The sequence below is a fragment of the Bordetella ansorpii genome, assembly GCF_900078705.1.
GTDB classification, from domain to species: Bacteria; Pseudomonadota; Gammaproteobacteria; order Burkholderiales; family Burkholderiaceae_B; genus Bordetella; species Bordetella ansorpii_A.
Genome location: NZ_FKIF01000007.1, coordinates 700,987 through 712,981, shown reverse-complemented (window position 1 = coordinate 712,981; position 11,995 = coordinate 700,987). Strand labels below are relative to the sequence as shown.

The 11,995-nt window shown below is 68.9% G+C and carries 10 protein-coding genes; 7 read left to right on the top strand and 3 right to left on the bottom strand.

Features of this window, described 5'->3' with window-relative positions; genetic code table 11:
• Positions 1 to 193 precede the first annotated feature (193 nt).
• Positions 194 to 1,222 (top strand): tRNA dihydrouridine(20/20a) synthase DusA, encoded by a 1,029-nt coding sequence (dusA, locus tag A6745_RS18885; RefSeq protein ID WP_082853147.1) that lies wholly within the window; start codon positions 194 to 196, stop codon positions 1,220 to 1,222.
• Positions 1,223 to 1,237: 15 nt separating this feature from the next.
• Here the strand turns inward: dusA and A6745_RS18880 are convergent, their stop codons facing one another.
• Together A6745_RS18880 and A6745_RS18875 are read right to left on the bottom strand one after the other, a co-directional pair.
• Positions 1,238 to 1,726: a CBS domain-containing protein gene (locus A6745_RS18880; protein ID WP_066130477.1), complete on the bottom strand. Its 489-nt coding sequence runs from the start codon at positions 1,724 to 1,726 to the stop codon at positions 1,238 to 1,240.
• A gap of 51 nt (positions 1,727 to 1,777) precedes the next feature.
• Entirely contained in the window at positions 1,778 to 3,106 is a 1,329-nt protein-coding gene (locus A6745_RS18875; RefSeq protein WP_066130473.1) for a YihY family inner membrane protein, read from the bottom strand.
• Between the two features lie 16 nt (positions 3,107 to 3,122).
• On the opposite strand from A6745_RS18875, the gene A6745_RS18870 reads away from it, so the two are divergent.
• The 6 genes from A6745_RS18870 (at position 3,123) to A6745_RS18845 (ending at position 9,836) form a co-directional block, all read left to right on the top strand.
• Positions 3,123 to 3,494, top strand: coding sequence for a DUF2069 domain-containing protein (locus A6745_RS18870; RefSeq protein ID WP_066130470.1), 372 nt, complete (start codon positions 3,123 to 3,125; stop codon positions 3,492 to 3,494).
• Between the two features lie 169 nt (positions 3,495 to 3,663).
• Positions 3,664 to 5,160, top strand: a complete 1,497-nt coding sequence (locus A6745_RS18865) for a protein adenylyltransferase SelO (protein WP_066130468.1) — start codon at positions 3,664 to 3,666, stop codon at positions 5,158 to 5,160.
• A gap of 194 nt (positions 5,161 to 5,354) precedes the next feature.
• Positions 5,355 to 6,725 (top strand): putative bifunctional diguanylate cyclase/phosphodiesterase, encoded by a 1,371-nt coding sequence (locus A6745_RS18860; RefSeq protein WP_066130466.1) that lies wholly within the window; start codon positions 5,355 to 5,357, stop codon positions 6,723 to 6,725.
• A 40-nt stretch (positions 6,726 to 6,765) separates the two neighbouring features.
• Complete coding sequence (gene aroC / locus A6745_RS18855) at positions 6,766 to 7,824, top strand: chorismate synthase (protein ID WP_066130463.1); 1,059 nt, start codon at positions 6,766 to 6,768, stop codon at positions 7,822 to 7,824.
• 95 nt (positions 7,825 to 7,919) lie between these two features.
• On the top strand, positions 7,920 to 8,765 hold the full coding sequence (locus A6745_RS18850) for a M48 family metallopeptidase (protein WP_231886061.1): 846 nt from the start codon (positions 7,920 to 7,922) through the stop codon (positions 8,763 to 8,765).
• Positions 8,766 to 8,873: 108 nt separating this feature from the next.
• On the top strand, positions 8,874 to 9,836 hold the full coding sequence (locus A6745_RS18845; protein WP_066130462.1) for a D-2-hydroxyacid dehydrogenase: 963 nt from the start codon (positions 8,874 to 8,876) through the stop codon (positions 9,834 to 9,836).
• A gap of 184 nt (positions 9,837 to 10,020) precedes the next feature.
• On the opposite strand, the gene A6745_RS18840 is transcribed toward A6745_RS18845, so the two are convergent.
• Complete coding sequence (locus A6745_RS18840; protein ID WP_066130458.1) at positions 10,021 to 11,985, bottom strand: bifunctional diguanylate cyclase/phosphodiesterase; 1,965 nt, start codon at positions 11,983 to 11,985, stop codon at positions 10,021 to 10,023.
• Positions 11,986 to 11,995 lie beyond the last annotated feature (10 nt).

Genomic DNA, 11,995 nt, shown 5'->3' with positions numbered 1-11,995 from the left:
GGCTCGCGCGGCAATTTTAGACTACGTCGGGAGCGAAGCTGGCGGCGCCGGTACGGAGGCATGTTCCCGCCGGTCTCGGCCGGCTCCGCCCATGCCGGACGGGGCGCGATTCGGTGCCGGCGAACCTGGGGACCCCGGCCGCCGGCCAGCCGCCGTAAAATAGAGGATTCCGTGCAATTCCCCGAGCGATTTCTTGGATTCCTCCGACTGGCGGCTCTGCGTCGCCCCGATGATCGACGTCACCGACCGGCACTGCCGCTTCCTGCATCGGCTGCTGGCGCCGCGCGCGCGCCTGTACACCGAGATGATCACCACCGGCGCGCTGCTGCACGGCAAGGTGGGGCGCCATCTCGATTTCGACGCCGCCGAGCATCCCGTGGCCCTGCAACTGGGGGGCAGCGAACCCGACGCGCTGGCGCAGGCCGCCCGCCTGGGCCAGCAGTGGGGCTACGACGAGATCAACCTGAACTGCGGCTGCCCGTCCGAGCGCGTGCAGCGCGGCGCGTTCGGCGCCTGCCTGATGGCCGAGCCCGACCTGGTGGCCGATTGCATCAAGGCCATGCGGGACGCGGTGGACGTACCCGTCACCGTGAAGCACCGGCTGGGTCTGGATTACGACGAATCCTACGATTTTGTCCGCGACTTCATGGGCAAGCTGTACGACGTGGGCTGCCGGGTGTTCGTGGTGCATGCCCGCAATGCGGTGCTGAAAGGCCTGTCGCCCAAGGACAACCGCGAGATCCCGCCGCTGCGTTACGACGTCGTGCGCCGCCTCAAGCAGGATTTCCCCGATTGCGTCGTGGTGCTCAACGGGGGCCTGGCCGATGCGCGGCAGTCCCTGCAGGCCGCCGAGGATTTCGACGGCGTGATGCTGGGCCGCGCGGCCTGGCACACGCCGCGCGTGCTGTCCGAGGTGTCGCTGCGCCTGTGGCCGTCCACGCGGCTGCCCACGGATGCCCAGGTGGTCGATGCCATGACCCGCTACGCCGCGCAGCAGGTGGCCCAAGGCCAGCCGCTGCGCGTCATCGTGCGGCCCTTGCTGGGGCTGGTGAATGGCCAGTCGGGGGCTCGCCGCTGGCGCCGCATGCTGTCGGACCAGCGCCTGCTGTCCGCCAACGATGCCGGCCTGATCTACGAGGCGTGGCGCACGCTGCAAAGCGCGGATCGCGACGAGCGTGACGATTTCGGTCCGGACGCGGACGCTCCGCTGGCCGCGGCGTAACGCCGCGGGCCGTCCTCAGGACTTGGTCGGTTCGGCTTGCGGCTCGCCTTCGGTTTCGCTGCTGTCCATGGGCCAGTCGCGGATATAGGCCTTCAGCATGTTGTTCTCGAACTGCTGGGCCGCCACGATGGCCTGCGCCATGTCGTAGAACGAGATCACGCCCAGCAGCGTGCCGCCGTCCATCACGGGGATGTAGCGGGCGTGCTTTTCCAGCATCAGGCGCTGGACTTCGTCGGCGCTGGTGTTGGGCGTGACGCTGACCGGGGCATCGTCCATGATGCCGCGGATGGTGGTGGCGTCGCCCAGCGCGCCGCCGCTCTTGTGCATGTGGCGGATGATCTCGCGGAAGGTGAGCATGCCCACCAGCATGCCGGCTTCCATGATGACCAGCGAACCGATGTCCTGTTCGCTCATGGTCTGGATGGCCACCGTGACCGGCGTGTCGGGCGTGGTGGTGAACAGCGCGTTGCCTTTGACGCGCAGAATTTCGCTGACTTTCAACATGGCTTCCTCCTCGGGGAACGCACTTTCCGGCTTGTAGTCAGACTGCCTGGCCTACTTCTCGCCCGTTTCCGACGCAACTACCGCCGCCGGGCGGCGGTCGGGCGTGTCATTTCGCGTATTGTGCGCCTGTCCGGCCAGTTCTTCCAGTGAGGGCGGCGCGCCGGCCAGCACGCCGGCGGCCGCCGCGACCACGCGGGGGTCCTGCCGTACACGCCGCTGGCGCCGGTCCAGCAGGAATTGCTCGAACACGGGCTCGACCGTGGTGCGGTGCGGGTCGCAGGACAGGACCCAGTTCTGGTCGGCCGTGCGCGCCACCATGCCCATGTCGTTCAGGGTTTCCAGCACGTCGTTCAGTTCGTCGTGGTGCAACTGCAGGCGCTTGGCCAGGGTCGTGGGGCCGAGCCCCGGCGGTGCGCTGCCCTGGGCCCGGCGCAATTCGCTCAGTACGTTCAGGGCGTCGATGAAGCCGGCGCCGGCGCACCGGTTGATCTCCCAGCGGCCCAGCCGAAGCATCGGCAGGCTGGCGGCGACCGTGGCGCCGAACAGCACCGATAGCCAGGATAGCCACAGCCACAGCAGGAAGATGGGCAGGGTGGCGAAGGTGCCGTAGATGACGGTATAGGTCGGAAAGCGCGTCAGGTAGTATGCAAACCCGGCCTTCATCAGTTCCAGCAGCAGGGCCGCGCCGTAGCCGCCCACCAGCGCGTCGCGCCAGTAGACCCGCCGGTTGGGCACGATGACGAACAGCGCCGAGAACGCCGCGCCGGTGAGGATCAGCGGGATGAACGAGATGGCCAGGCTGACGATGTCGGGCACGTTGCGCACCAGCCCCATGGACTCGCGCGCCACGAAGGACGTGGCCCACAGGCTGGCGCCCGCCACGACGGGGCCCAGCGTGATCACCGACCAGTACACCAGCACGCGCTGCACGAAGGGCCGCTGGCGGGTGACGTGCCAGATGTCGTTGAACGACTTGTCGATCGTCATGATCAGCAGCACCGACGTCACCACCAGGAAACCGCCGCCGATGGCCGTCAGGCGCGAGGCCTGGCGGGCGAACTGGTTCAGGTAGTTCATGACGTTGTTGGAGACCGAAGGCGGCATCAGGTTGTTCGTCAGGAAGTCTTCCAGCGCGACGCGGAATTCCTGGAACAGGGGGAACGCCGTGAACAGCGACAGCGCCACCGCCAGCATCGGCACGATGGCCAGCACCGTGGTGAAGGTCAGGCTGGAGGCCACCTGCAGCAGCCGTTCCTCGCCGGTGCGTTCCGCCGCGAAACGCGTGACGCGCCCGATGCGGGCGAGCCAAGTGTGGCGCCGGGAACGGGCAGGAGGGGCTTGCGTCTGGACGCCGGGGGCGGGCTCGGCCTGATGCTTCATCAGGCGATAATAGCGTATGACCGCTGCCCTGAATCCGACTTTGCGCCGTGTCGCATCCGCCTCGCTGGTGGCGTTGCTGCTGCTGTGCCTGGCCTGGGAGATTTTCCTGGCCCCGCTGCGGCCGGGCGGGTCGCTGCTGTTCCTGAAGGCCTTGCCGCTGGCGCTGCCGTTGCGCGGGGTGCTGCGGGGCAATGTCTATACCTATCAATGGGCGGCAATGCTGTCGCTGCTGTACCTGATGGAAGGCGTGGTGCGCGCCATGTCCGACCCGCTGCCGGCCTCGGCCGCGCTGGCCGGCATCGAGATCGTCCTGTCCTCCGTCTTCTTCCTGTCCGCCATTTTCTACGTGCGGCCCGCCAAGCGCGCCGCCCGGGCAAGGCGCGCGTGAGCGGCGGGCCCCTCGCCTGGCGACCGCGGGATGGCGCCGGCACGCGGGGGCGAGCCCCGGTTGGCCAGGCGCTGCCGAGACGGCCAGGAATGCCTCTTGCGAGGGCTTCCAACGCCGGCTGGCCCGCATCTCCGCACCCCGCGTCCTGTGTCAGCACGAAGGTTTATCCATGAATTCAGTTTCCCGTTCCGTCCCCCTGGCCGCCAGCCTGTCCGACCTGCGGACCGACAACAGTTTCGCCGCGCTGCCGCCTGCGTTCTACACCCGGCTGGCCGCGCGCCCGCTGACCGATCCGCGCCTGTTGCACGCCAACCCCGACGCCGCGGCCCTGATCGGCCTGGACCCCGCCGCGCTGCACGGCCCCGAATTCCTGGCCGTGGCCTCGGGCGCGATGCCGCTGCCCGGCGGCGATACCCTGGCGGCCGTCTACAGCGGTCACCAGTTCGGGGTCTGGGCGGGCCAGCTGGGCGATGGGCGCGCCCACCTGCTGGGCGAAGTGCGCGGCCCCCAGGGCAACTGGGAACTGCAATTGAAGGGCGCCGGCATGACGCCGTACTCGCGCATGGGTGACGGCCGGGCCGTGCTGCGCTCGTCGGTGCGCGAGTACCTGGCCAGCGAAGCCATGGCCGGCCTGGGCATTCCCACTACCCGGGCGCTGGCCCTGGTGGTGTCCGACGACCCGGTGATCCGCGAGAACGTGGAAACCGCCGCGATCGTCACCCGCATGGCGCCCAGCTTCGTGCGCTTCGGGTCGTTCGAGCACTGGGCCTCGAAGCGCGAGCCCGAACTGCTGCGCACGCTGGCCGACTACGTCATCGACCGCTTCTATCCGCAATGCCGCGATGCGGGCGGCGACAAGGGCCCGCTGGTCGCGCTGCTGGACGAAGTGATGCGCCGCACCGCGCGCCTGATGGCCGACTGGCAGGCCGTGGGCTTCTGCCACGGCGTGATGAACACCGACAACATGTCCATCCTGGGCCTGACGCTGGACTACGGTCCGTACGGATTCATGGACGCGTTCCAGCTTGGCCACATCTGCAACCACACCGACAGCGAAGGCCGCTATGCGTGGAACCGCCAGCCCTCGGTGGGGTTATGGAACCTGTACCGCCTGGCGGGCAGCCTGCACGCCATCGAGGACGACGCCGACGCCCTGCGCGCCGTGCTCGAAGGCTACGAGGCCGTCTTCACCCGGGCCTTCCATGACCGGATGGCGGCCAAGGTGGGCCTGGCGCAATGGCTGCCCGAGGACGAGGAACTGCTCGACGGACTGCTGCGCCTGATGCACACGGGCCAGGCCGATTTCACGTTGACGTTCCGCCGCCTGGCCGATGCGGTGCGCGGCGAGCCCCAGCCGTTCCTGGACCTGTTCATCGATCGCCCCGCGGCGGGCGAATGGCTGTCCAGGCTGGGGGCGCGGCACGCGGCCGATGGCCGGCCGGCCGGCGAGCGGGCCCGGGCCATGGACCAAGTCAACCCCCTGTATGTATTGCGCAACCATCTGGCCGAGCAGGCGATCCGGGCCGCGCAGCAAGGGGACCCGTCCGAGATCGACACGCTGCTGCGCCTGTTGCGCGACCCCTATACGGCCGTTCCCGGCCATGAAAGCCATGCGGCGCTGCCGCCGGACTGGGCGCGCGGGATCGAAGTCAGTTGTTCCTCATGAGAGCCTCCGGGCCCGGAAAAAATGCCTCAAAAAACCCGTTGCGCCGAGAAGTAAATGGAAAACATTTGATAAATGTGCCATTTGACCGTAACCAAATCGTAGATAATTCCACGTGCGCCCGCCGGGGGCGAGCGCTATTGGCTAAACGCGAGAGATCCGCGCCCGCTATGGGGCCGGATTGATGAGGGGTCTTCGTGGGTTGGAGTGACCTGGTCGGACAGAGCGGCATATCAGCATTGATCGTGCTGGTGGTCTGTATCTTCTTTGTCGGCAGGGAACTCATGTTGCGCCGCCGTTTCGCCCGGGACACCCTTACCGGCGCGCTCACGGTGGACGCCCTGCGGCAGCGCATCCAGCCCAGCCTGCAGCGGGCCGGGGGGCCGCCGGGCGCCATGTTTCTCATCCAGGTGGTGCACCACGCCGAGCTCAGCGCCATGCTGGACATCGCCGACAACCAGTCGCTGCAGTCCATGGTGGCCGACCGCCTGCGGCACGTCGCGCCCGACTGCCTGGTGGCGCGCTATTCCTCCTACTCCTTCCTGGTCTGGGCGTCCGACACCGATCGCTGGGCCGCGCGCGAACTGGCGCCGCACATCATCGAACAACTCTCCTGGCCGTATGAGATGCACGGCCAGCCGCTGCTGGTCGAGTTCAGGCTGTCGGTGGCGCTGTACCCCGACCACGGCAACAGCATCGAAGAGCTCGAACGCAGCCTGCTGCTGGGCATGCTGCACGTGGAAGAAGACAGCGAGTCCGCCTGGACCATGTTCGAGCCCGCCATGCTCGAGCGCCAGCGCCACTTCCGCGGGCTGGAGCACGACCTGCGCGTGGCGCTGGCCTCGTCCTCCATGGATCAGTTCGAGGTCTATTTCCAGCCGCTGTGGGACAGCCCAACGGCCACCATCAAGGGCTGCGAGGCGCTGCTGCGCTGGCATCACCCCACGCAGGGCGCCATTTCACCGGCCCTGGCCATCGAACTGGCCGAGCGCACCGGGCTGATCGTGCCGCTGGGCGCCTGGGTGCTGGAAACCGCCTGCTCGCACGCGGCCCATTGGCCGCCGTCGTGGCAACTGCACGTCAACCTGTCGGTGCGCCAGATGTATTCGGCGGCGCTGCCGGTGCAGGTCAACCACGCACTCACCACCAGCCGCCTGCCGCCCAACCGGCTGGTGCTGGAAATCACCGAATCGCTGTTCATCTCGCAGTACGAGCGCCACGTCGGCACCATGAACAGCCTGCGCGCGCGCGGCATCGGCGTGGCGCTGGACGACTTCGGCGTGGGCTATTCCAGCCTGACGCACCTGCGCAAGCTGCCGCTGGACTGGGTCAAGCTCGACCGCGGCTTCATCGCCGACATCGAGACCGACGCGGTCAGCCGCGACGTGGTGCTGTCGGTGCTGGTGATGTGCCGGGCGCTGGGGCTGACCGTGGTCGCCGAGGGCGTGGAAACGGCCGGCCAGCGCAAGATCCTGGACGCGCTGGGCTGCCACCTCATGCAGGGGTTCCTGCTGGGCAGGCCGGCGCCGGCGCAGGATATCCGGGAGATCGCGGCGGCAATGTCATAATCGAGCCTCCCGCTTCCGCTCGATTGCATCCGCTACCGTCATGTCCGGCAATACCTTAGGCACTCTGTTCCGCGTCACCAATTTCGGCGAATCGCACGGCCCGGCCATCGGCTGCGTGGTCGACGGCTGCCCTCCCGGACTGCCACTGGAGGCTGCCGACATCCAGGCGGAACTCGACCGCCGCCGTCCGGGCACCTCGCGCCACGTCACCCAGCGGCAAGAGGCCGACCAGGTCGAGATCCTGTCCGGCGTGTACGAAGGCGTCACCACCGGCACGCCCATCGGCCTGCTGATCCGCAACACCGACGCGCGCAGCAAGGACTACTCGAACATCGCGGACACGTTCCGCCCCGGGCACGCCGACTACACCTACTGGAACAAGTTCGGCGTGCGCGATCCGCGCGGCGGCGGCCGTTCGTCGGCGCGCCTGACCGCGCCCACCGTGGCCGCCGGCGCCATCGCCAAGAAGTGGCTGGCCTCGCAGTTCGGCGTGAAGGTGCGCGGCTACATGAGCCAGCTGGGTCCCATCGAGATCCCGTTCGAATCCTGGGACGAAGTGCCCAACAATCCGTTCTACGCGCCCAATGCCGGCCTGGTGGCGCAACTCGAGGCCTACATGGACGAACTGCGCCGCGATGGCGACTCCATCGGCGCGCGCATCGAGGTCGTGGCCGAGGGCCTGCCGGCGGGATGGGGCACGCCCATCTATGACCGCCTGGACGCCGACATCGCACACGCCATGATGGGCCTGAACGCCGTCAAGGGCGTGTCGATCGGCGCGGGCTTCGGCAGCATCGCGCAGCGCGGTTCCGAGCATGGCGACGAGATCACGCCCCAGGGCTTTCTGACCAACCATGCAGGCGGCGTGCTGGGCGGCATCTCCACGGGGCAGCCCATCACCGTGTCGCTGGCCATCAAGCCCACGTCCAGCATCCGGGTCGAGCGCCAGTCGGTCAACCGCGCGGGCGAGCCCACCGTGGTCCAGACGCTGGGCCGCCACGATCCCTGCGTGGGCATCCGCGCCACCCCCATCGCCGAGGCGCTGCTGGCGCTGATCCTGATCGACCACGCGTTGCTGCATCGCGGCCAGTGCGGCTGAGTGCCCGGCCTGCCGCCCCTCGGGCGGCGCGCCGGCGGTAGTACCCACACCCTCGTACGTTGTCGTTCTCTTTGCCGGAGACCCGCATGACTTCGATGATGATCCCTTCGCCCTGGCCGCGCCGCGCGGCGCTGGCCGCCCCGGCGGTCGCGCTGGCCTGCCTGGCGGGTTGCGCCAGCGTCAACACCACGCAATCCGGCGCGGTGGGCGTCGAGCGCACCCAGTACATGTCCAGCCTGGTGCCCGAGCAGCAGCTCAACCAGGAGGCCTCGCAGCAGTACGGCGAGATCGTGCAGCAGGCGCGCGCCAAGGGCCTGCTGGACCGCGACGCCGCGCAGTTGAACCGCGTGCGCGGCATTTCCCAGCGCCTGATCGCGCAGGTCGGCACTTTCCGTCCCGATGCGGCCAAGTGGGCCTGGGAGGTCCATGTGCTGTCCACCGACGACATCAATGCATGGTGCATGCCCGGCGGCAAGATCGCCGTCTACACGGGACTGCTGGACAAGATCAAGCCGACGGATGCCGAACTGGCCGCCGTGCTGGGCCACGAGATCGCGCATGCGCTGCGCGAACACGCGCGCGAACGGGTGTCGCAGCAGATGGCCACCAACCTCGGCCTGCAGGTGCTGTCGATCGCCACGGGCTCGTCCGCGGCGTCCGACCTGGGCGGCCAGCTCACCAACGTGATGTTCACGCTGCCCAACAGCCGCACGCACGAGACCGAGGCCGACCGCATGGGGGTCGAGTTGGCCGCGCGCGCCGGTTACGATCCGCGCGCCGCCGTCACCCTGTGGCAGAAGATGGGGGCGGCCTCGGGCGGCAAGTCGCAGCCTGAATTCCTGTCGACGCACCCGTCGGCATCGACCCGCATCACCGAATTGCAGGCGACCGCCCGACAGGTCATGCCGCTGTACGAGCAGGCCGGCAAGGCCGCCCGCTGACGTCCGGCCTCCGGCCGTCCAGCGGCCTTGCCGGCGCCGTTGCCGCCACCCGGGTTCGTCCCGTGTCCCGTTCCCGCAGCCCGCGCTGCCCATTGATGGTTTGAGACTATGAAGATCGTATTCCTGGACCGAGCCACGCTGTCGCCCGAGATCGAGCTGCGGGCTCCCGTCTTTGCGCATGAACTGGTGTCCCACGAGCGGACCGATGCCGCGGACGTCGCGGGCCGGATCGCCGATGCCGACATCGTCATCACCAACAAGGCCAGGATCGGCGCCGAGGCGCTGGCGCGGGCCACGCGCCTGAAGCTGGTGGCGGTGGCCGCCACGGGCACCGACAACGTCGACCTGGCGGCTTGCGCGCAGCGGCAGGTGGCCGTCAGCAACATCCGCAACTACGCCGTGAACACCGTGCCCGAGCACACGTTCGCGCTGATCTTTGCCCTGCGCCGCAGCATCCTCGCCTATGCCGATTCTGTCGCCGCGGGCCGCTGGCAGGAGTCGGGCCAGTTCTGCTACTTCGATTTCCCGATTCGCGACCTGGCCGGCTCCACGCTCGGCATCATCGGCGACGGCGTGCTGGGCAATTCGGTGGCGACGATCGGGCGCGCGCTGGGGATGAGGGTGCTGTTCTCGGCCCACAAGGGCTCGTCCGGCATGGGAAGCCTGTACACGCCGTTCGAGCGGGTGCTGGCCGAGTCCGACATCATTACCCTGCATTGCCCGCTGCGGCCGACGACGCGCAACATGATCGGCGCGCCCGAGTTCGCGCAGATGGCGCGCAAGCCGCTGTTGATCAACACCGCGCGCGGCGGCCTGGTGGACGAGCAGGCGCTGGTCGATGCCTTGCGGGCCGGGCAGATCGGCGGCGCGGGGTTCGATGTATGCACGGCCGAGCCGCCAGCGCCGGATCACCCCTTCATGGCGCTGGCCAGCCATCCCAATTTCCTGTTGACGCCGCACGTGGCCTGGGCCTCGCGGGAAGCCATGCAGGGCCTGGCGGATCAATTGGTGGACAACATCGAGGGGTTCGTGGCGGGACAGCCGCGCAACCTGGTGACGCCGGCCCGCTAGGGCCTGTTGACACTAAAAGAAGCCTCGCACAGCCGGGGAATCGGACGGCTGCCCGAAGGGGGCGACAGAAACGCACGCCTGTCTGCGTTGCGAATGCTCGCCGCGGCACCCCCACGTCCGCGCTGGCGCGGAACGCCACGCCGGTGTGCCGCGAATGGCCGCCGCGATGCCGCCTGCCCCGCGCTCAGTCGTCGCCTTCGCCGTCGGGCGGCAGGGGCGTCACGCCGGGACCGCGCATCACGTTGATGTCCAGGCCCGACAGGATGCGCCGCGTCTTGGCGTCGGGTACGTCTTCCGCGTACACCTCGATGCCCAGGCCGCGGGCAGTGTCCACCACCCAGGCGGTGAGCTGCTGGCTGCCCGGGCTTTGCGACATGCCACCGACGAAACCGCCGCCCAGCTTCACGTAGGCCAGCGGCACGGCGTGCAACTGCGATACCGCCGTGAACTGCTGGGCCAGGCGGCGCAGGCCCAGGTGCGCGCCAGCCTGCGTGGCGACGCGGCCCAGTGCCGCGACTTCCTGCGGATGTTCAGCCAAGCCGTGCGCGTCCACTTCCAGGAACAGGCGGCGCGCCTGGCCCGGCCGCGGTTGCAGCAGCTCGCCCAGCCGGCCCAGGAAGCGGCCGTCCAGCAGCGAGGGCAGGGCGATGCGCACCGCCAGCTCGTCGTCGTTGTCCGCCAGCCAGTCCAGGCCCAGCTTGACGGCCCGCAGGTCGCACTCGGCCACCAGGCCCAGGCGCACGGCGGCGGGAATGAACTGCGTGGCGTGCAGGGGGGGACGGCCCTGCGCGTCCTTGAGCATCAGGGTGGCTTCGGTGCGCACGGGCTCGCCCCGCGCGGTCAGCAGGGGGACGGTTTCCAGACCGTAGCGGTCTTCGGCCAGGGCGGACGAGATCGTGGCATGCCAGGCCAGCTTGCCGGCCTCGGACGGGCCTTGTCTGTCGCTTTCGTCCACTACCACCACATGATCGTCGCCCGAGCTTTCGGCGCGCATCAGGCCGAAATCCAGCCTGCCCAGCACGGCGCTGGCCTGCGCCGGGGCGGCGTAATCCGCCAGCGACATCGCCCAGCGGCACAGGTGGCCTTCGCCGACGGGGATGCGCGAGGCGCGCAGGTCCAGCCTCAGGGCGTCGGCGACCACCAGCGCCTGCGGCGCGGCGACCTGCGGCAGCAGCACGGCGAAGTCGGAGCCGTTCAGGCGGCCGACCATGGCCGAGGTGGCCTGGGCGCGTTGCAGGGTGGCCTGCAGACGCTCGCAGACGCCGCGCAGCCACTGGTCGACGAAGTCGCGCGGCAGGTGGCGGTTCAGGCCGGCCAGGTCGCGCTGGCGGAAGATGAGCACGTGGCCGCCCGCGGCTGCCGGGGCGGGCGTTTCCATCACGCGCCGCATTTCGTTCAGGAAGTACTTGCGGTTGGCCAGGCCCGTGACCGGGTCCAGGTTCATCTGCAGTTCCAGCGACTCGATCCTGGCGTTATGCTCTTCGGTGGTGGCCAGGATGCGTTCGCGGGTCTGGTTCAACGCCTCGGCCACGCCGCGCAGTTCCGGCACGCGGGCGTGCACCGGCCTGGCCGAGCCTTCCCGGCCGATTTCCAGGACCTGTTCACTGATCTCGCGCAGCAGCCGGTTCTTGATCCAGCGAACCAGGGCGAAGGCGAACAGCGCCCACAAACCGCCGGCCACCAGCACCAGGCCGGCCATGCGCACGCTGCCTTGCCACAATGAGCGCCAGGCGTCGGTTTCGCTGGCCTGCAGCGTGACGGTGCCCAACTGCTTCCAGCCGTCGCTGACCGCATGGGTGGCGGGGGAGGTGCGCATCTTCGCCAGCGACTTGAACCAATGCGGCACGCCGTCGTCCACGGCCTTGGCCTGCCGCGCGACCAGCACCGTTCCATCCGTGTCCTGGAGCCGCACCAGGGCGTAGTGCCCGCCGTCGAACAGCGCGGACACCAGCAACTCCTGCACCACGGGATCGTTGTTGGCCGGCTGCGACAGCGACAGCGCCAGCGAGATGGCGCCGTCGTTGCTCTGCACCTGCAACTGGTCGGACAGGTACTCTCGCGCGGCGTTCACGTTCAGCGCCAGGGCGCCGAGCAGGATGACCATGATGGCCAGCGTGATGCTGAGCAAGAGCTGACGGAGTATGGACATATAGAGCTTG

Coding starts and splice junctions, on each gene's coding strand:
- aroC (WP_066130463.1), top strand. CDS start 6,766: ATGTCCGGCAATACCTTAGGCACTCTGTTCCGCGTCACCAATTTCGGC.
- A6745_RS18875 (WP_066130473.1), bottom strand. CDS start 3,106: ATGAAGCATCAGGCCGAGCCCGCCCCCGGCGTCCAGACGCAAGCCCCT.
- A6745_RS18840 (WP_066130458.1), bottom strand. CDS start 11,985: ATGTCCATACTCCGTCAGCTCTTGCTCAGCATCACGCTGGCCATCATG.
- A6745_RS18865 (WP_066130468.1), top strand. CDS start 3,664: ATGAATTCAGTTTCCCGTTCCGTCCCCCTGGCCGCCAGCCTGTCCGAC.
- A6745_RS18850 (WP_231886061.1), top strand. CDS start 7,920: ATGATGATCCCTTCGCCCTGGCCGCGCCGCGCGGCGCTGGCCGCCCCG.
- A6745_RS18880 (WP_066130477.1), bottom strand. CDS start 1,726: ATGTTGAAAGTCAGCGAAATTCTGCGCGTCAAAGGCAACGCGCTGTTC.
- A6745_RS18845 (WP_066130462.1), top strand. CDS start 8,874: ATGAAGATCGTATTCCTGGACCGAGCCACGCTGTCGCCCGAGATCGAG.
- A6745_RS18870 (WP_066130470.1), top strand. CDS start 3,123: ATGACCGCTGCCCTGAATCCGACTTTGCGCCGTGTCGCATCCGCCTCG.